Source organism: Haemophilus sp. HMSC068C11 (genome assembly GCF_001815355.1).
Taxonomy (GTDB): Bacteria; Pseudomonadota; Gammaproteobacteria; order Enterobacterales; family Pasteurellaceae; genus Haemophilus_D.
In genome coordinates this window covers 170,330-188,258 of sequence record NZ_KV820361.1, presented here as the reverse complement: position 1 = coordinate 188,258, position 17,929 = coordinate 170,330, and the positions used below count along the sequence as shown (strand labels likewise).

Annotated in this window: 19 protein-coding genes and 2 tRNA genes; 4 read left to right on the top strand and 17 right to left on the bottom strand. The window is 39.1% G+C overall.

All coding sequences use genetic code 11. The features are described from left to right. Positions 1-5: 5 nt before the first annotated feature. The 5 genes from corC to galT form a co-directional block, all read right to left on the bottom strand. A complete protein-coding gene (gene corC / locus HMPREF3020_RS04720; RefSeq protein WP_014064936.1) occupies positions 6-902 on the bottom strand; it encodes a CNNM family magnesium/cobalt transport protein CorC in 897 nt (298 codons plus the stop codon). A 277-nt stretch (positions 903-1,179) separates the two neighbouring features. After that, positions 1,180-1,530: a hypothetical protein gene (locus HMPREF3020_RS04715; RefSeq protein WP_070775714.1), complete on the bottom strand. Its 351-nt coding sequence runs from the start codon at positions 1,528-1,530 to the stop codon at positions 1,180-1,182. A 540-nt stretch (positions 1,531-2,070) separates the two neighbouring features. Continuing rightward, positions 2,071-3,096: a galactose-1-epimerase gene (gene galM / locus HMPREF3020_RS04710; RefSeq protein WP_070775713.1), complete on the bottom strand. Its 1,026-nt coding sequence runs from the start codon at positions 3,094-3,096 to the stop codon at positions 2,071-2,073. Continuing rightward, a complete protein-coding gene (galK, locus tag HMPREF3020_RS04705; protein WP_070775712.1) occupies positions 3,090-4,244 on the bottom strand; it encodes a galactokinase in 1,155 nt (384 codons plus the stop codon). The genes galM and galK overlap by 7 nt, the downstream gene beginning before the upstream one ends. A gap of 54 nt (positions 4,245-4,298) precedes the next feature. Then, positions 4,299-5,345, bottom strand: coding sequence for a galactose-1-phosphate uridylyltransferase (galT, locus tag HMPREF3020_RS04700; protein WP_049366730.1), 1,047 nt, complete (start codon positions 5,343-5,345; stop codon positions 4,299-4,301). A gap of 215 nt (positions 5,346-5,560) precedes the next feature. On the opposite strand from galT, the gene HMPREF3020_RS04695 reads away from it, so the two are divergent. The 4 genes from HMPREF3020_RS04695 (at position 5,561) to mglC (ending at position 10,365) form a co-directional block, all read left to right on the top strand. Beyond that, the gene (locus tag HMPREF3020_RS04695) at positions 5,561-6,568 is read left to right on the top strand and encodes a substrate-binding domain-containing protein (RefSeq protein WP_049384359.1); all 1,008 of its coding nucleotides are present in this window, start codon (positions 5,561-5,563) and stop codon (positions 6,566-6,568) included. A 179-nt stretch (positions 6,569-6,747) separates the two neighbouring features. After that, positions 6,748-7,743, top strand: a complete 996-nt coding sequence (mglB, locus tag HMPREF3020_RS04690) for a galactose/glucose ABC transporter substrate-binding protein MglB (protein WP_070775711.1) — start codon at positions 6,748-6,750, stop codon at positions 7,741-7,743. 78 nt (positions 7,744-7,821) lie between these two features. Beyond that, positions 7,822-9,336: a galactose/methyl galactoside ABC transporter ATP-binding protein MglA gene (mglA, locus tag HMPREF3020_RS04685; protein WP_070775710.1), complete on the top strand. Its 1,515-nt coding sequence runs from the start codon at positions 7,822-7,824 to the stop codon at positions 9,334-9,336. An 18-nt stretch (positions 9,337-9,354) separates the two neighbouring features. Beyond that, positions 9,355-10,365: a galactose/methyl galactoside ABC transporter permease MglC gene (mglC, locus tag HMPREF3020_RS04680; protein WP_070775709.1), complete on the top strand. Its 1,011-nt coding sequence runs from the start codon at positions 9,355-9,357 to the stop codon at positions 10,363-10,365. A gap of 114 nt (positions 10,366-10,479) precedes the next feature. Here the strand turns inward: mglC and iscX are convergent, their stop codons facing one another. From iscX to HMPREF3020_RS04620, 12 genes are all read right to left on the bottom strand, one after another. Beyond that, positions 10,480-10,674 (bottom strand): Fe-S cluster assembly protein IscX, encoded by a 195-nt coding sequence (gene iscX, locus HMPREF3020_RS04675; protein ID WP_070775708.1) that lies wholly within the window; start codon positions 10,672-10,674, stop codon positions 10,480-10,482. Beyond that, positions 10,674-11,015, bottom strand: a complete 342-nt coding sequence (gene fdx / locus HMPREF3020_RS04670; RefSeq protein ID WP_049364506.1) for an ISC system 2Fe-2S type ferredoxin — start codon at positions 11,013-11,015, stop codon at positions 10,674-10,676. Before fdx ends, iscX begins: the two co-directional genes overlap by 1 nt. Before the next feature lie 44 nt (positions 11,016-11,059). Further along, the gene (gene hscA / locus HMPREF3020_RS04665; RefSeq protein ID WP_070775707.1) at positions 11,060-12,916 is read right to left on the bottom strand and encodes a Fe-S protein assembly chaperone HscA; all 1,857 of its coding nucleotides are present in this window, start codon (positions 12,914-12,916) and stop codon (positions 11,060-11,062) included. A 40-nt stretch (positions 12,917-12,956) separates the two neighbouring features. Further along, positions 12,957-13,643 (bottom strand): DUF2625 domain-containing protein, encoded by a 687-nt coding sequence (locus HMPREF3020_RS04660; protein WP_070775706.1) that lies wholly within the window; start codon positions 13,641-13,643, stop codon positions 12,957-12,959. A gap of 74 nt (positions 13,644-13,717) precedes the next feature. Then, positions 13,718-14,239, bottom strand: coding sequence for a Fe-S protein assembly co-chaperone HscB (gene hscB / locus HMPREF3020_RS04655; protein WP_070775705.1), 522 nt, complete (start codon positions 14,237-14,239; stop codon positions 13,718-13,720). A gap of 9 nt (positions 14,240-14,248) precedes the next feature. After that, positions 14,249-14,572, bottom strand: coding sequence for an iron-sulfur cluster assembly protein IscA (gene iscA / locus HMPREF3020_RS04650; protein WP_032822628.1), 324 nt, complete (start codon positions 14,570-14,572; stop codon positions 14,249-14,251). 50 nt (positions 14,573-14,622) lie between these two features. Beyond that, positions 14,623-15,006, bottom strand: coding sequence for a Fe-S cluster assembly scaffold IscU (iscU, locus tag HMPREF3020_RS04645; protein ID WP_005696665.1), 384 nt, complete (start codon positions 15,004-15,006; stop codon positions 14,623-14,625). A 54-nt stretch (positions 15,007-15,060) separates the two neighbouring features. Further along, entirely contained in the window at positions 15,061-16,275 is a 1,215-nt protein-coding gene (locus tag HMPREF3020_RS04640) for an IscS subfamily cysteine desulfurase (RefSeq protein ID WP_049381928.1), read from the bottom strand. A gap of 63 nt (positions 16,276-16,338) precedes the next feature. Next, on the bottom strand, positions 16,339-16,794 hold the full coding sequence (gene iscR / locus HMPREF3020_RS04635) for a Fe-S cluster assembly transcriptional regulator IscR (protein WP_049364500.1): 456 nt from the start codon (positions 16,792-16,794) through the stop codon (positions 16,339-16,341). 59 nt (positions 16,795-16,853) lie between these two features. Beyond that, positions 16,854-17,573 carry a tRNA (cytosine(32)/uridine(32)-2'-O)-methyltransferase TrmJ gene (gene trmJ, locus HMPREF3020_RS04630; RefSeq protein ID WP_070775704.1) on the bottom strand — a complete coding sequence of 240 codons (720 nt, stop codon included), beginning with the start codon at positions 17,571-17,573 and terminating at the stop codon, positions 16,854-16,856. Positions 17,574-17,695: 122 nt separating this feature from the next. Continuing rightward, positions 17,696-17,771: transfer RNA gene (locus HMPREF3020_RS04625), tRNA-Lys, on the bottom strand. A gap of 29 nt (positions 17,772-17,800) precedes the next feature. Further along, a tRNA-Lys gene (locus HMPREF3020_RS04620) sits at positions 17,801-17,876 on the bottom strand. Positions 17,877-17,929 lie beyond the last annotated feature (53 nt).

Genomic DNA, 17,929 nt, shown 5'->3' with positions numbered 1-17,929 from the left:
ACAACTTATTCAGCTTGTTCTTCCACGCCTTCCATATCCGATAAATGCTCATCTGGCACGGTTACGCGTACCTGAATTAAACGACGACTATCGGCAGAAGTCACCTTAAACTGAATATTTTCTAAGGTGATTTCTTCACCACGTTTAGGCAAATAACCAAAGGCTTGCATAATCAAACCGCCAATGGTATCCACTTCTTCATCATCAAAATGCGTATTAAATTGCGCATTAAAATCATCAATATCTGTTAGTGCACGCACCGCATAAGTATGACGAGAAAGCTGACGAATATCGGCGACATCTTCCTCATCGAACTCGTCTTCAATATCACCCACAATTTGTTCGAGAATATCTTCGATAGTCACCAAACCTGATACCGCACCAAACTCATCCACCACGATCGCCATATGGAAACGCTCAGAACGAAAATCTTTTAACATACGATCGACACGTTTACTTTCCGGCACAATCACAACTGGACGTAACAACTTGGACAGTTCGAACTCTTCCGCATCTTCACGTAAAAACTTAAGCAAATCTTTTGCGTGCAAAATACCTTCAATATTATCGCGGTCATCCGTATCTGCAATCACAGGAAAACGCGAGTGAGCAGATTCTATAATCGTATTCAAACAGGCATCGAGATCTTGATTCGATTCAATAAATACAATTTGCGAGCGTGGAATCATGATATCGCGCACACGAAGCTCCGCGATTTCCATTACCCCTTCAATCATCTCGCGAGTGTTTTGATCGATTAAATCGTTTTGTTCAGAATCGCGAATCACTTCCACGAGTTCTTCACGATTTTTCAGCTCACCTTGGAAAAAGCGGCCAATAAGTGATTGGAAAAAAGATTTTTTAGTTGTTTCAGTTTGATTACTCGAATGTTCTTCGTTCATAAAATTAAATGTGTTACTGTAGGATTGACTGCGTAAAAAGTAGCATATTTTGACAAAAATCGCAAAAAACTTAAGCTAAATGGCTGAAAATAAAGTGCGGTTAATTTCTAAGAAGTTTTTTAACTCACTAAAAAATTGACCGCACTTGATACTTAGATACTTCTAATTATATATCGCACAGATATTTCATAAATTAGTATTGGAGTGGAACTAAAGGTTCACACTTACGAATAAGCAAAAAACATAAAATATTCGGGGTTCTTCCCAACTTTGCTAGTTATGAAATTTCATCTTTTAAAATATCATCCATACAAGACTGAATATCATAGATAAATTGTGTTTTTGCTTCTCCTTTCTCATTGAGCGTTAAAATAAACTTTCGCCAATCACCACTAGTATGGTTTTGCATTTCATCGTGCAATTGCTGACATAAATCCGCGATTCTATCTTCATCCTGTTCAGCTAATGTTAGATATACAACTTTTCCTTGAAACATAGTCCCTAGTTTTGCTCCAACCCAATTCTCCTCAGGATTAAATTTATATTCATATTCTAATGAATCAAATTTTTCAGGTGCTGAAAAAAATATTGAACAGATTTCATTTAACAAATCAAATTGCTTTTGCATTTATTTACCTCCACCATACTGGTTTTTAAATACATTAACATATCTATACTTACTACCTTCTACCCCAATCGTAACTCTCAGTTTATCTGGTCTAGGTGAGTTAGGTGTTGATCGCTCAAATTTAATTACAACATCTAATACTGTACCTGTATCAACAACTTTTTTTACGATATTTTCAATAATATGCTTTATAAACTGAATTATTTAAATTTCTATTTTGTGGAAATAAATTATAGCGGTTACCTGTTCCTCTATATCTACAAGCTTGAATATACCCTCCAACATTACCAAATTTCTCCAACATAACCGTAATCATTAGTTTTAAATTTTATACCGTTACTTAATTCATAATGTGAATTTACATCTAAATTATTTACGATTTTATGTGCCTCACTATTTTTTATTCTAGTTTCATCAAAATCAACTTTAATAGTCTTTGTTTGAGAACAATTTAATGTAGGAGCTAGTTAATAATACTAAAAACAAAGTGCGGTTAAAAACACCGTTATTTTTAACCGCACTTTCCTTTTCAAGGATTACCTATTTAAACCTAAATTCAGTCCACTGGTAATAGCGTTCACCAGCTTTTTGAATACCACCATAATTCTGCCACTCAGGGTGGTTTGGGGTATCGGGAAGGCATTGGGTTTCAAGGGCTATGCCGCTAAAATCTTGATAAGTACCACCTTCACGAGTTGGAGTGCCGGCAAGATAGTTTCCCGTATAAACCTGTAACGCAGCTTGGGATGTGAGCACTTCAAGGCTTAAATCTTCATTAGGGGAAGTCAATAATACACAAGGCTTTTGCCATGCTTTATTGACGATAAAGGACTGATCGTAACCTTTTGTTACCACTTGATCGCCTTGTTGGAAATCTTGTGCGATTAGTTTTGCCACACGAAAATCAAAGCTGGTATTCACCACATGTTTAAGTGGTGAATTTGGGATGCCTTCACCATCAACCGGTAAATAGAAATCCGCATTAAGGCGTAGTGTATGATTTCTCACATCACTACCCTGCTCAGCATTTTCCAAATTGAAATAAGCGTGGTTTGTTAAGTTCAGCGCGGTATCTTTATCACTTTCGGCTTCGTATTCAATTTTTACGCTATTTTCATCGCTCAGCGTGTAAAGTACATTAACTTGTACATTACCTTCAAAACCTTGATCACCATCGGGAGACACAAGGGAAAAACGCACAAAATTCTGACCGCACTCTTCGACTTTCCAACGACGTTTATCAAAGCCTTCTTTGCCACCATGTAATTGATGTTTGCCTTGATTAGCGACCAGCTGGATTGTTCGTTTACCCAATTCAAATTGGGCGTTAGCGATACGATTTGCATAACGTCCTACGCTTGCACCCAAATAAGCAGTTTGATGAGGATAATCCTCCCCTTTGCAGCCGAGTAACACTTCTCGCAACTCCCCATTCACCGGGACTTTGCAAGAAAGCCAAGTCGCTCCCCAATCCATAAATTGCACGGTCATGCCATTTGAATTGGTAAGTTGAACAAGTTGATAAGGCTGTCCATCTGGTGCATTGAACGCCGTTTTTTCTAGCATAGACTCACTCCTTGTGAGGCTGTGCAAACGTAGAAATCTTCTTTTAAACCCGTTTGTTTCTCATAATTATCGGCAATAATTTTACGCACTTCTTCAACTTTATCATGAGGTGCAAGGGCAACAATGCAACCACCGAAACCACCACCTGTCATTCTTGCGCCACCAGTTTTACCGATCACTAATTGAGCAAGTTCAACAAGATAATCGATTTGTGGCACGGTAATCTCGAAATCATCACGCATGGACTCATGAGATTGCCCCATTAACTCGCCTAATTTTGTTAAATCGTTATGTTTTAAGGCTTCAACGGCATCAAGTACGCGTTGGTTTTCAGTCACCACATGACGTGCACGTTTAGCCACTAAAGAATTAAGTGCGGTCAATTCTGCTTCTCTTTTTTGGAATTCTTCTACTGACACATCACGCAACGCTTTCACACCAAAGAATTCTGCCGCTTTTTCACATTGCCAACGGCGTGTATTGTATTCACCCGTCACTAAATCATGGGGTACATTTGAGTTCACAATGATAACAGCGACATCTTTCGGCACAGGCGTTGGCTGTGTTTCTAAGCTACGGCAATCAATCATTAAGAGATGATCTTTTTGTCCTAAAGCAGAAATTAATTGATCCATGTTTCCGCAATTTGCGCCTACAAATTTGTTTTCAGCTTTTTGACCAATTAAAGCAATTTCTGTATGTGTTAAAGGTAAATCACTGAGTTGTTGGCAGAACTTACCCGTCGCTACTTCAAGCGCAGCAGAAGAACTCAAACCAGAAGAATGTGGTACATTTCCAGAAATCACTAAATCAGCACCTTGTTTAAATTGTGGGTAACGTTCTTGAATAAATTTCACCACACCACGCACATAATTTGCCCATTTTTGCTCACTTTGAGGGAAATCTTCATCAAGAGAAAAGGTATCCTCAAGATCAAGATCTGCGGCATAAACATTCCAAATATGATCAGCACGTTTTGATCCCGCAATGGCTGTACCATAATTGATTGCACAAGGCATCACAAAGCCATCATTGTAGTCGGTATGTTCGCCGATAATGTTCACACGACCTGGCGCATACACTGTCAGTTCAGGTTGCTTGTTATATTTTTGCGTAAAAATGTGTTGGGATTTTTGGACTGGAGTCATATTATTTTCCTTTATCTTTCACACTCCCTCTTAACTCAAGAGGGAAAGGGTTTCTTAACGTTCTTTATAATGTACTTCGCTTAACGCACGTAATCTTTCTGCTGCTTGTTCAGCGGTGAGGTCTCGCTGGCTTTCACCTAGCATTTCATAGCCCACCATAAATTTGCGAACCGTAGCAGAACGCAACAATGGTGGATAAAAATGCGCGTGAAGCTGCCAATGTTCGTTATCTTCTCCATTAAATGGCGCTGCATGGAAACCCATTGAATAAGGGAAAGAAGTTTCAAATAAGTTATCGTATTTCGTTGCCAATTTTTTCAATATCACAGCAAGATCTTTAGCTTGAGCATCGGTTAATTCTGTTAAGCGTTTGACATGCACTTTTGGCAATAACAAGGTTTCAAACGGCCACACAGCCCAATAAGGCACTACCGCAACCCAATGCTCGGTTTCCACCACAATACGTTCTTTTTTCTCTAATTCTTTTTGAACATAATCCACTAAAAGGACAGAACCGTGTTTTTCATAATAATTTCGTTGAGCAACATCTTCACGTGCAACTTCATTCGGTAAAAAGCTATTTGCCCAGATTTGTCCGTGCGGATGTGGATTGGAACATCCCATTGCCGCGCCTTTATTTTCGAAAATCTGTACCCACTGATATTTTTGCCCCAGTTCACGCAATTGTTCTTGCCACACTTTAATCACTTCTTCAATTTCAAGTGCGGTCAATAATGGCAAGGTTTTGCTGTGATCTGGTGAAAAACAAATAACACGGCTTTCACCACGAGCTTGGCTCATTTGGAAAAGAGGATCGGCTGATTGCTCTGGCGCTGGTGTATCTTCTAATAAAGCCGAGAAATCATTTTTGAATACATAAGGTTTATGGTAATCCGGATTAGGTTCGCCAGTGATACGTTTATTACGCGGGCAAAGATAACAATTTGGATCGTGGCTTGGCTTTTGTTCCTCACTCACTTTTTCTTGTTGCCCCTGCCATGGACGTTTAGCACGATGTGGCGAGACTAAAACCCATTGGTCAATTAATGGATTATAACGACGATGTGGATGATCTGTCGGTTCAAATACGGTTTCGCTCATATTTTTGCTCCAAAATGTAAACGATTACAAAAAATTTTCTCATAAGATAACAAATTAAAAAAAATAAACCGTGATCATTATCACAAAATCAGGAAATAAGCCGCTCATCCAATCAGTTTTTTGTGACGAATGTAGCATTTTTGAAAGTAACCGCTTTCAATTTTATTCAAATTTACTATGATAATTAGTATGAAAAAATGAATGAGAGCCCTGTTATGCCTACAATTCGAGATGTTGCTGAATTAGCTTGCGTGTCGGTTGCCACTGTTTCCCGGGTGATTAATCGCTCCCCATCTGTGAGTGAAAAAACCCGTTACTCGGTACAACGCGCGATGGAAGTCTTAAATTATCAACCCAATGCAAACGCACAAGCTCTGGCAGTACAAAATACTGATACCATTGGCGTGGTGGTTACCGATGTAACGGATCCGTTCTTTGCTATCTTGGTTAAATCGGTCGATAAAGTCGCTGAAGAGCATCAAAAAACGATTTTGATCGGCATTGGATACCATCATGCAGAAAAAGAGCGTGAAGCCATTGATACCTTGCTACGCAAGCGTTGCAGCTGTCTGGTCGTTCATTCCAAAGCCCTTTCTGACGAAGAGTTACAGCATTATTTAGAAAATGTACCTGGTATGGTGGTAATTAACCGCGTGATTGCGGGTTATGAAAATCGTTGCGTCAGCCTTGATAACCGCCAAGGTACCTATCTTGCCACTGAAATGCTGATTCGTTATGGCCATAAGCACATCGCCTATATTGGTTCCAATCACGGCATCTTAGATGAAACTGAGCGCAAGGAAGGCTACTTAGAGGCCTTAGAAACGCATAACTTCCCCATTGTAGAACAAGCTATTGTGCATAATTCGCCTGATTTTGAAGGTGGTGAAAAAGCCATGATTGATTTATTAAGCTACAACTCCAATTTAACCGCTGTGGTGGCCTATAACGATACCATGGCAGCGGGTGCAATTTCTGTTTTAAATGAAAACAATATCAAAGTCCCGAAACAATTTTCCATTGTGGGATTTGATGATATGCCGATTGCTCGATATTTAATCCCCAAACTCACTACAATTAGATATCCAATTGATTTAATGGCAAATTATGCGGCAAAACTAGCGTTAAGTTTAGTCGATTCGTCTATTGTCACACCGACTGTTGTGCAATTTAATCCAACATTGGTGAGACGTTTTTCCGTAGAAAATGCAATAAAACCGTGATAGAGATCACAAATTTAAACATTGCTATGTAATCGTTTTCATTTATGTGAGTTTGATCACAGATTAACAGTTTTGATTTCGTTATGATGCATTCAGTTGCAATAGATGTACGCAACATTCCTTATTTGATATATAAAAAATCAACAATAAAATCTCTTTCTCTACATAGGAGCGTTTTTATGAAAAAAACAGCAGTATTAAGTGCGGTCGCTTTAGCAATCGGTTTAGGTTCAGCAACTTCAGGTTTCGCAGCCGATAACCGTATTGGTGTTACCATTTATAAATATGATGACAACTTCATGTCATTAATGCGTAAAGAAATCGATAAAGAAGCGAAAGCGCTTGGCGGCATTGAGTTATTAATGAATGACTCTCAAAATGCACAATCTATTCAAAATGACCAAGTAGATGGTTTGCTTTCTAAAGGTGTAAAAGCTTTAGCGATTAACTTAGTAGACCCAGCAGCAGCTTCAACTGTTATCAACAAAGCGAAACAAGATGACATTCCTGTTGTTTTCTTCAATAAAGATCCAGGTGCTAAAGCAATTGGTAGCTACGATCACGCTTACTATGTTGGTACAGACCCGAAAGAATCTGGTTTAATCCAAGGTGATTTAATTGCAAAACAATGGAAAGCAATGCCTGCCTTAGACTTAAACAAAGACGGTAAAATCCAATATGTATTATTAAAAGGTGAACCAGGCCACCCAGATGCTGAAGCACGTACTAAATATGTGATTGAGCAATTAAATGCTAAAGGTATTCCTACCGAACAATTATTTATTGATACCGGTATGTGGGATGCAGCAATGGCAAAAGATAAAGTGGATGCATGGTTATCTAGCTCTAAAGCTAACGAAATTGAAATGATTATTTCAAATAATGACGGTATGGCATTAGGTGCATTAGAAGCAACCAAAGCACACGGTAAAAAATTACCAATCTTTGGTGTAGATGCATTACCAGAAGTGCTTCAATTAGTTAAGAAAGGCGAAATTGCTGGTACTGTGTTAAACGATGGTGTTAACCAAGGTAAAGCAGTTGTTCAACTTTCTGCAAACCTTGCTAACGGTAAAGCAGCAACAGAAGGTACACAATGGAAATTAGAAAACCGTGTGGTACGTATCCCTTATGTTGGTGTAGATAAAGATAACCTAAGTGAATTCTTAAAATAAGAAAATCTATTGCTTTTCTTTAATTTTAGGGGGAAAGGAAACCCAAATTCCCTTTCCCCCTTTTTGATGAGGTTGGATATGACAACTCAAACCCAAGACAGTGATGTACTACTGACAATGACGGATGTCAGTAAGTCTTTCCCCGGTGTAAAAGCCCTTGATCACGCCAATCTAACAGTTCGTTCTCACTCTGTTCACGCCTTGATGGGCGAAAACGGGGCGGGTAAATCTACATTATTAAAATGCCTCTTCGGAATTTATGCAAAAGACGAAGGTGAAATTTTATTCTTAGGCAAACCTGTTGATTTTAAAACATCAAAAGAAGCCCTTGAAAATGGGATTTCAATGGTTCACCAAGAACTTAACTTGGTGCGTCAAACCAGTGTAATGGATAACTTATGGTTGGGTCGCTACCCACTTAAAGGTCCTTTTGTGGATCACGCCAAAATGTATCGTGATACCAAAGCTATTTTCGATGAATTGGATATTGATGTTGATCCAAAAGAAAAAGTGGCCAAACTTTCCGTTTCACAAATGCAGATGATCGAAATTGCGAAAGCGTTCTCTTATAACGCTAAAATCGTAATTATGGATGAGCCAACATCCTCACTTTCAGAAAAAGAAGTGGAACATCTTTTCAAAATTATTCAAAAATTAAAAGATCGCGGTTGTGGCATTATCTATATTTCACACAAAATGGATGAAATCTTTAAAATTTGTGATGAAATCACCATTCTTCGTGATGGTAAATGGATCAATACTGTTCAAGTTAAAGGCACCACCATGGAAGAAATTGTTTCAATGATGGTAGGCCGTGAATTAACACAACGTTTCCCTGAAAGAACTAACGTACCAAAAGAAATCACACTTGAAGTGGAACATTTAACTGCGGTGAACCAACCTTCTATTCAAGATGTTTCCTTTAATTTACGCAAAGGTGAAATTTTAGGTATTGCAGGTCTTGTTGGTGCAAAACGAACCGATATTGTGGAAGCGATTTTTGGTGTGCGTGAATTAAAAGAAGGGACGATTAAGCTCAACGGAAAAATCGTGAAAAATCATACCGCACTTGAGGCGATTAATCACGGTTTTGCTTTGGTAACTGAAGAACGTCGTTCAACCGGGATTTATTCAAACCTAAGTATTGAATTCAACTCTTTGATTTCAAATATGAAATCTTACCTCACCCCTTGGAAATTGCTCAGCAACAAAAAAATGGCAAGCGATACACAGTGGGTGATTGATGCGATGAACGTAAAAACACCTTCTCACAAAACAACGATTGGCTCGCTTTCTGGTGGTAACCAACAAAAAGTGATTATCGGTCGTTGGCTTTTAACCCAACCAGATATCTTAATGCTCGATGAACCAACTCGTGGTATTGATATTGGGGCAAAATTTGAAATTTATCAGCTCATTCAAGAACTCGCTAAAAAAGATAAAGGCATCATCATGATTTCATCAGAAATGCCTGAATTATTAGGCGTAACTGACCGAATTTTGGTCATGAGCAACGGTCGTGTTGCCGGCATCGTTGAAACGGCAAAAACGTCTCAAGAAGAAATTTTGCAACTTGCCGCAAAATATTTATAAATCATAAAGGAACAAATTATGAGTGCCTTACCAAAAAATAAATCATTCGATTTCTTAAAACAAAATGCGATTTATTTTGTGTTGTTGATTTTACTTGGCATCATCATCGCACAAGATCCAACATTCTTGAATGTTCGCAACTTTAGTAACATTTTAACTCAATCATCCGTCCGTCTCATTATTGCCCTAGGTGTTGCAGGCTTGCTTATCACTCAAGGTACCGACTTATCTGCCGGTCGCCAAGTCGGTTTAGCAGCGGTTATTTCTGCTACCCTCTTGCAATCAATGGAAAACATGAACCGCGTGTTCCCTGATTTAGGTGAAATTCCTATTCCAGTAGTTATCCTGACTGTTTGTGCAGTAGGTGCTGTAATCGGCTTAGTGAATGGTTTAGTTATCGCTTATCTCAATGTAACCCCGTTCATTGCAACCATGGGTACCATGATCATCGTTTACGGTTTTAACTCACTTTATTATGATGGCGTAGGGGGTTCACCAATTGCTGGCTTCAGCGAATCTTTCTCTAACTTCGCACAAGGCTTCTTCAGACTCGGTTCATTCAAATTATCCTACATCACTATTTATGCCGCAGTTTGTGCATTCTTAGTATGGGTAATGTGGAATAAAACACGCTTCGGTAAAAATATCTTTGCTATCGGTGGTAACCCTGAAGCAGCAAAAGTATCTGGCGTAAACGTAGCGCGTAACCTTGTTGTGATTTACATGATTGCAGGTATGTTCTATGCATTCGGTGGTATGTTAGAAGCAGGCCGTATCGGTAGTGCTACCAACAACCTCGGTTTCATGTATGAATTAGATGCGATTGCTGCCTGCGTAGTAGGTGGTGTATCTTTCGCTGGTGGTGTGGGTACGGTTATCGGCGTAATCACGGGTGTTATCATCTTCACCGTTATTAACTACGGTTTAACTTACATCGGTGTAAACCCTTACTGGCAATATATCATTAAAGGTAGCATTATCATCCTCGCAGTTGCTATTGACTCCTTGAAATACGCGAAGAAAAAATAATTAAAAACAACGATAAAAATAACCGCACTTTAGTAATAAAGTGCGGTTTTATTTTGGGGTAAATTCTTAAAACAAAACAGCGAGCCTCTCAGCTCGCTTGATTAATCGCATCAATTACTCGTATTCATCTAACCATTTCAACAAAATCGCTTCAAGAATACTCTCGTTAGATTTCATTGGATCATCATCAAAACCGTCCAATTCGCAAATCCATTTATGTAAATCCGTGAAACGTACCGTTTTAGGATCTAAATCTGGATTACGATCATACAACTCTTCTGCAATATGTTGTGCATCAGTCCATTTCATTAGTGAGCCGCCTCATTCGCATGGTTAATATTATATTTAGGAATTTCCACCACTAAATCTTCATCGCCCACGATACATTGGCAAGAAAGACGACTATCCATTTCTAAGCCCCAGGCTTTATCTAACATATCTTCTTCTTGATCGCTTGCTTCATTTAATGAATCAAACCCTTCACGAATAACTACATGGCATGTTGTACAAGCACAAGAACCATCACAAGCGTGGTGGATTTCAACGCCTGCATTATGTGCTACTTCCAATAAGTTATCTCCAGCTGCTGCATCAACCACCATACCCTCTGGACAGAATTCTTCATTCGGTAAAAAAATCACTTTTGGCATATTACTTTCCTCAATATAAAAACTCGTTAATTTATAACCGCACTTTACTGCTCAATATCTGATACAGATTTACCTGTCAGCGCTTGATGAATAGATTTATTCATGCGTCTTGCCGCAAATTCTTGAGTTGCCACATCAAGAGCTTTAATTCCCTGCGCAATCGCATGACGATCTGTACCTTCTTTTACATCCATTAATTGTTTCAATGCATGTTCAATTTGATGGAATTCAGATTCGGTTAATAAGTCTGCCCCATCTTGCTGCAATGCCACAATTACGCTATCAATCACACGATCAGCCTCAACGCGCTGCTCGGCTAATTCACGAGCTTGCATATCATCTTGTGCATTATCAAAAGAAGCTTTAATCATTGCCGTTACTTCTTCATCCGTTAAGCCATAAGAAGGCTTAATTTGAATCGATGCTTGGACTTTAGTGGATTTCTCCATCGCGGTCACACTTAATAAGCCATCGGCATCCACTTGATAAGTCACACGAATATGTGCGGCACCTGCTACCATTGGTGGAATACCACGCAATGTAAAACGACCTAAAGAACGGCAATCATCCACTAACTCACGTTCTCCTTGTACCACATGTACAGTCATCGCAGTTTGACCATCTTTAAAGGTAGTAAACTCTTGTGCACGAGCTACTGGAATCGTGGTATTGCGTGGAATGATTTTCTCCACTAAACCGCCCATGGTTTCAATACCTAAAGAAAGCGGCACAACATCGAGTAACAACATATCACTGTCATTCTTGTTGCCTACTAAAATATCCGCTTGAATTGCCGCACCTAAAGCGACCACTTTATCAGGATCAATCGATGTTAATGGGGTTTTACCGAAGAATTCGCCCACTTGTTCACGAACATAAGGGACGCGAGTTGAGCCACCCACCATGACCACTTCTTGCACATCTTCAGCTTCAACATGCGCATCTTTCAATGCTCGACGGCAGGTTAATAAAGAACGTTTAACCAATGAATGAATTAATTCATTGAATTGCTCACGACTTAACTCACCTTCAAATCCACGCCAAGAAATGACCGCACTTTGTGCACTTGTTAAGGCAATTTTAGTTTGTGTGGCTAAACTTAAAAGCTCACGTTGCTCATTGACATTTTGTGGTTTAATACCCGCTTGTTCAACAATCCAATCGGCAATTAAATGGTCAAAATCATCACCACCTAAGGCTGTATCTCCGCCTGTTGCTAAGACTTCAAAGACGCCTTTGGATAAGCGTAAAATCGAAATATCAAAGGTACCACCACCTAAGTCATAAACAGCAATGACACCTTCTTTTCCGCTATCTAAGCCATAAGCCACTGCTGCAGCAGTGGGTTCATTTAATAAACGTAATACATTTAACCCTGCAAGACGTGCCGCATCTTTTGTACTTTGGCGTTGAGCATCATCAAAATAGGCAGGTACGGTAATCACCACGCCAGAAAGCTTACCTGCAAGTCGTTGTTCTGCAATATGATTTAAACGAGATAAAATATCCGCAGAGACTTCAATTGGGCTTTTTTTACCTTGATGTGTCACCAATAATGGCAACCCATTTTCACTTGCCACAAACTCATAGGGTAAATTTGTGTAACGTGATTGCACATCTGCAAGACTACGACCAATCAAACGTTTAACCGAAATAATCGTATTTTTAGGATCAATTGCAGCTTTGGCAAATGCTTCGGTACCCACAAGTTTTTCATTTTCACCATAATACACAACTGAAGGCACAAGGCTTCTGTCTTGTTCATCATTCAAAATGGTGGCTTGACCGCTACGCACTGCGGCAACTAAAGAATTTGTTGTACCTAAATCAATCCCTACCGCAAGACGATGTTGATGGGGTGCAGCCGTTTGTCCTGGCTCTGCAATTTGGAGTAATGCCATATCTCTTTTTATCTCTAATAATTAATTCGTTAAAAGCTGATTATGCGACTGAATAAGCTTGCGCAAATTTATCTTGTTCGGTGAAACTTGCATTGTAATGCGTTTCAATATTGACTTCACGTCGTTCACGCTGATTAATCTCAGTCGTCTTATCTTCCGAAAGCTCTGGTGTAAAAACAATCATGTGGTTACCATCGAGTTGTTTTACATCTTCTTGCCAATTTTGCCAAAACAGATTTTGGTAAAATGCTTCAATGTCACCATTTAATGCCCAAGCTAAGAAATCCGTATAGGTAAAATTTAAATCATGCCAAGTTAAGTCTTTCGGTGAAAAATAGTAAATCTTGCCGAGATTATCTCCTAAAGAACCACCATTTAAGGCAAAATACCCTCCAATGACATCGTCTGCAACGAGCAAATATTTCGGTTTATCACCTGATTGATTAAAGGATTTGCTGAAATTCCAATCCATTAATCCACGTGGCAATTTAAAACTGCCTGAACCCAATATACGCAACCAACCATGATGGATTAAAATGCCACCGGTTTCATAAATTACCGCGCCCATCGGAGAAGACGTTGGCATTTGCATGGTGAAAAGCTCACGTTCTGCACTAGATTGATCTTTTTTAATCGCCTCACAATGATTACGAGCACACTCAATCCATTGGGAAATGGTTCCCCAAGCCGATTTTGAGGCATCAGTCAGTTGTTCTAAAGTTTGCATAATCGGGTTTCATTAGTATGAGGGCGGCAGCCCATTTATCAATAGCGAAAAGGGCGTATTAAACGCCCTCAAGATTATAATTCAAATAGACGTTCTTCTACTTGGCTAATTTCATCCGCCAATTTTTTTAGAAAACGTAATTTATCGCAGAATTGTGCTGCAGTTGACCATTGTTGCTCATTAAGTTGTGCTTCAAGTGTGGTCAACATTTCTTTTGTTTCTTTTTTAACGCGTTTCGCAAAGGATTCTAATGCATTCTCATCCTGGCTTAGCTCGATATTTTCGAGCTCTTCTCGCCATTCTAATTGCTGCATCAAAAATGTGACATCTTGTGTACTCTTTTGTTCTAAATCCTGTGCTTCTCCCGTATTTAACGCAATAATTGCTTCCGCACGTAAAATTGGGTCTTTCAAGGTTTTTAATGCATCATTAACTTCTGTCGACTTTTGCATTGCAATGCGTTGTTCTTGCGCATCTGCTGTAACAAAATTATCTGGATGCAAACTCTTTTGAAGCACTAAATAGCGTTCAGACAAAAGGACTTGATCAACATTGAAAGCAACGGGCAAATCAAAAATAGCAAAAGGATCTGTCATCTTTATTCCTTAAACATGGAAACTTTCACCACATCCACATGATTCTTTCACATTTGGATTGTTATATTTAAAGCCTTCGTTCAAGCCTTCTTTGACATAATCTAGCTCAATGCCATCTAAATAAACCAAGCTTTTTGGATCGACTACCACTTTCACGCCATGCTGCTCAAAAACAAGATCGTCATCATTGAGCACATCAACGAATTCAAGCACATAGCCTAAACCCGAACAACCTGATGTTTTCACACCTAAGCGTAAACCGATGCCTTTTCCACGATTTTCAAGAAAAGTACGAACTCGTTGCGCCGCTTTTTCAGTGAGTGTTATAGACATATTCTGATCCTTAAATTGATAAAGTGCGGTCATTTTCAACCGCACTTTGATTACTTACCTTGTTTATTTTTATAGTCAGCAATAGCGGCTTTAATTGCATCTTCTGCTAAAATTGAGCAGTGAACTTTTACCGGTGGTAATTCAAGTTCTTCCGCAATTTGACTGTTTTTAATTGCGCCCGCTTCATCTAAAGATTTGCCTTTTACCCATTCGGTAATTAAAGAGCTAGAAGCGATCGCAGAACCACAACCATAAGTTTTGAATTTTGCATCTTCAATAATGCCGCTGTCATTTACTTTGATTTGTAACTGCATAACGTCACCGCAAGCTGGCGCACCCACCATGCCGGTTCCCACAGAATTATCTTTTTTGTCCATTGAACCAACATTGCGTGGATTTTCGTAATGATCAATAACTTTTTCGCTGTATGCCATATTCTTTTCCTTTCCTAAATAAGTTGCTATCAGGCGGTCAAGCCGCCTTGAAAATTAGTGGGCTGCCCACTCAATAGTGTTTAAATCAATGCCTTCTTTGAACATATCCCAAAGTGGGGATAATTCACGAAGTTTCGCTACTGCACCATGCATTAAATTAATGGTGTAATCAATTTCTTCTTCAGTGGTCCAACGACCAAGCGTGAAACGAATTGAGCTATGTGCCAATTCATCATTACGACCTAATGCACGTAATACATAAGATGGCTCTAAACTTGCAGACGTACAAGCAGAACCAGAAGATACTGCGATATCACGTAATGCCATCATTAACGACTCACCTTCAACATAGTTAAAGCTGATATTCAAATTATTTGCGACACGATGCTCCATTGAACCATTTACATAAGTTTCTTCAATGTCTTTAAGACCATTGTATAAACGATCGCGCAATGCTCGGATACGTGGTATTTCAGTATCCATTTCTTCTTTTGCAATGCGATATGCTTCACCCATACCAACGATTTGGTGTACAGGTAATGTACCTGAACGCATACCACGCTCGTGACCACCACCATGGATAATCGCTTCTAAACGAACACGCGGTTTACGACATACATATAATGCACCAATCCCTTTTGGTCCGTACAATTTGTGGCTAGACATTGACATTAAATCAACCTGTAATTCCGCGAGATTGATTTCGACTTTACCGACACTTTGTGTTGCATCTACGTGGAAAATGGTTTTGTTTGCACGGCAAAGCTCACCAATTGCTTTAATATCTTGAATTACGCCAATCTCATTATTCACATGCATAATTGACACAACAATTGTGTCTGGACGCAATGCTGCTTTAAATTTCTCAAGATCGATTAAACCATCTTCTTCTGGATCTAAATAGGTGACTTCAAAGCCTTCACGCTCTAACTGACGACAAGTATCCAATACGGCTTTGTGTTCAGTTTTGCAAGTAATAATGTGCTTACCTTTTGTTTGATAAAAGTGCGCTGCACCTTTAATTGCAAGGTTATCTGCTTCTGTTGCGCCAGAAGTAAATACGATCTCACGTGAGTCTGCGCCAATCAAATCCGCAATTTGATTACGTGCAATATCAACAGCTTCTTCGGCTTGCCAGCCAAATTTATGTGAACGAGATGCTGGATTACCGAATACACCATCAATGGTTAAATATTCCATCATTTTTTTAGCCACACGTTCATCAACTGGACATGTTGCTGCATAATCTAAATAAATTGGTAATTTCATTTTCACTCCTAAATAACTACCAAAAATGCCATCATTTTGACCGCACTTTGATCTACTTTCCCATTATTGGTTGATTACAATTAAGTCATCAAAATCTTTGTGAGCTTTATGCTTTCCAGCTTTTTTCTCTACAAGCTCAGCTAATGTAATCTCATCTAAAAAATCAGAAATGCGATCACTTAAATCTTGCCATAATGTATGAGTTAAACACTCTACTCCGCCTTTGCAATTTCCTTTACCAAGGCATCTTGTGACATTAATGTTCTCATTTACGGCTGAAATCACCATACCGATAGAAATTTGATCAGTTGGTAACGCTAAACGATAGCCACCACCTGGGCCGCGAACGCTTTTTACTAATCCTCCTCGACGCAATTTGGCAAATAATTGCTCAAGATAAGAAAGTGAAATATTTTGACGTTCTGAGATATCCGCTAAACAAACTGGGTTTGTTCCTGCGTGTAATGCGATATCTAAAATTGCGGTAACCGCATATCGTCCTTTAGATGTTAGTTTCATAAAGCATCCCTATAAATCGCCATCTAGGTAGTTTACCTATCTGACTATGATAGTCAATTTTACTCTTTTTGCAGATTAAGGCGTTTTTCAATCGCACTTAACATTCCTCGCAAAATATTTAATTCATTTTTTTCTAGAGAAGAACGGTTATAAAGTCGTCTTAACTTTTGTATAACCCCTTGATTTTGAATAAAACCAAGAGACTGATACACCTGTTCCGTATGAGCAAAAAAATACTCCATTTCTTGTGCTGTTGGATAGATATCTTCTATCGTTGAAAGTGTACTTTCCGTTTTATTTTTTGTTAAAAATGCCATGCGCATTTCATAACTTACCAACTGTACTGCCATCGCTAAATTAAGCGAAGAATATTCAGGGTTAGCAGGGATATTTAAATGATAATGACATTTAAGTAATTCGTCATTTGTGAGCCCAACACGCTCACGACCAAACACGATCGCTACTTGCCCTTGATGTGTACTGGCTTTCTCTGCACACTCTCTTGGCTCAATAAGCGTACTCTGTAAATGACGTAATCTTGCACTCGTACCAATCACTAATGAGCAATCTTCTATTGCTTGTTCAAAAGTATCAACAATGTGGGCATTACGCACGACATCATCAGCACCTGCTGCTAATGCAATAGATTGCTCATCCACTGATTTTGGTGAGACCAAATAAAGATTGGATAATCCCATTGTTTTCATCGCACGCGCCGCTGAACCGATGTTCCCGCTATGTGATGTTTCAACCAAAACAATTCGAATATTTTGTAACATTTTATGCCCGACTTAAATTTGTGGATATTCTACCATAATAACCGCCAAATATAGTCAAGAATTTTGAAAATATTTTAATTTTTTGTAAATTTTTTAACAAATAGGAGGAATAAGATGTTGACTGGTGGGCTGTGAGAGGCTCGAACTCTCGACCGACGGATTAAGAGTCCGCTGCTCTACCAACTGAGCTAACAACCCAACCGGTTAAATAATGATCTTTAAATAGATGGTGGGTCGTGAAGGATTCGAACCTTCGACCAACGGATTAAAAGTCCGCTGCTCTACCGACTGAGCTAACGACCCATTTGGGAATTCTTCGAAATAAAAGTGGTGGGTCGTGAAGGATTCGAACCTTC

Excerpts from the sequence above, each read along its gene's own strand:
- HMPREF3020_RS04695 (WP_049384359.1), top strand. The coding sequence starts at position 5,561 with ATGCCTACAATTCGAGATGTTGCTGAATTAGCTTGCGTGTCGGTTGCC.
- mglB (WP_070775711.1), top strand. The coding sequence starts at position 6,748 with ATGAAAAAAACAGCAGTATTAAGTGCGGTCGCTTTAGCAATCGGTTTA.
- iscU (WP_005696665.1), bottom strand. The coding sequence starts at position 15,006 with ATGGCATACAGCGAAAAAGTTATTGATCATTACGAAAATCCACGCAAT.
- galT (WP_049366730.1), bottom strand. The coding sequence starts at position 5,345 with ATGAGCGAAACCGTATTTGAACCGACAGATCATCCACATCGTCGTTAT.
- iscX (WP_070775708.1), bottom strand. The coding sequence starts at position 10,674 with ATGAAATGGACTGATGCACAACATATTGCAGAAGAGTTGTATGATCGT.
- galM (WP_070775713.1), bottom strand. The coding sequence starts at position 3,096 with ATGCTAGAAAAAACGGCGTTCAATGCACCAGATGGACAGCCTTATCAA.
- iscA (WP_032822628.1), bottom strand. The coding sequence starts at position 14,572 with ATGTCTATAACACTCACTGAAAAAGCGGCGCAACGAGTTCGTACTTTT.
- HMPREF3020_RS04640 (WP_049381928.1), bottom strand. The coding sequence starts at position 16,275 with ATGAAATTACCAATTTATTTAGATTATGCAGCAACATGTCCAGTTGAT.
- iscR (WP_049364500.1), bottom strand. The coding sequence starts at position 16,794 with ATGAAACTAACATCTAAAGGACGATATGCGGTTACCGCAATTTTAGAT.
- HMPREF3020_RS04660 (WP_070775706.1), bottom strand. The coding sequence starts at position 13,643 with ATGCAAACTTTAGAACAACTGACTGATGCCTCAAAATCGGCTTGGGGA.
- fdx (WP_049364506.1), bottom strand. The coding sequence starts at position 11,015 with ATGCCAAAAGTGATTTTTTTACCGAATGAAGAATTCTGTCCAGAGGGT.
- trmJ (WP_070775704.1), bottom strand. The coding sequence starts at position 17,573 with ATGTTACAAAATATTCGAATTGTTTTGGTTGAAACATCACATAGCGGG.
- galK (WP_070775712.1), bottom strand. The coding sequence starts at position 4,244 with ATGACTCCAGTCCAAAAATCCCAACACATTTTTACGCAAAAATATAAC.
- hscB (WP_070775705.1), bottom strand. The coding sequence starts at position 14,239 with ATGACAGATCCTTTTGCTATTTTTGATTTGCCCGTTGCTTTCAATGTT.
- mglA (WP_070775710.1), top strand. The coding sequence starts at position 7,822 with ATGACAACTCAAACCCAAGACAGTGATGTACTACTGACAATGACGGAT.
- HMPREF3020_RS04715 (WP_070775714.1), bottom strand. The coding sequence starts at position 1,530 with ATGCAAAAGCAATTTGATTTGTTAAATGAAATCTGTTCAATATTTTTT.
- hscA (WP_070775707.1), bottom strand. The coding sequence starts at position 12,916 with ATGGCATTACTCCAAATTGCAGAGCCAGGACAAACGGCTGCACCCCAT.
- mglC (WP_070775709.1), top strand. The coding sequence starts at position 9,355 with ATGAGTGCCTTACCAAAAAATAAATCATTCGATTTCTTAAAACAAAAT.
- corC (WP_014064936.1), bottom strand. The coding sequence starts at position 902 with ATGAACGAAGAACATTCGAGTAATCAAACTGAAACAACTAAAAAATCT.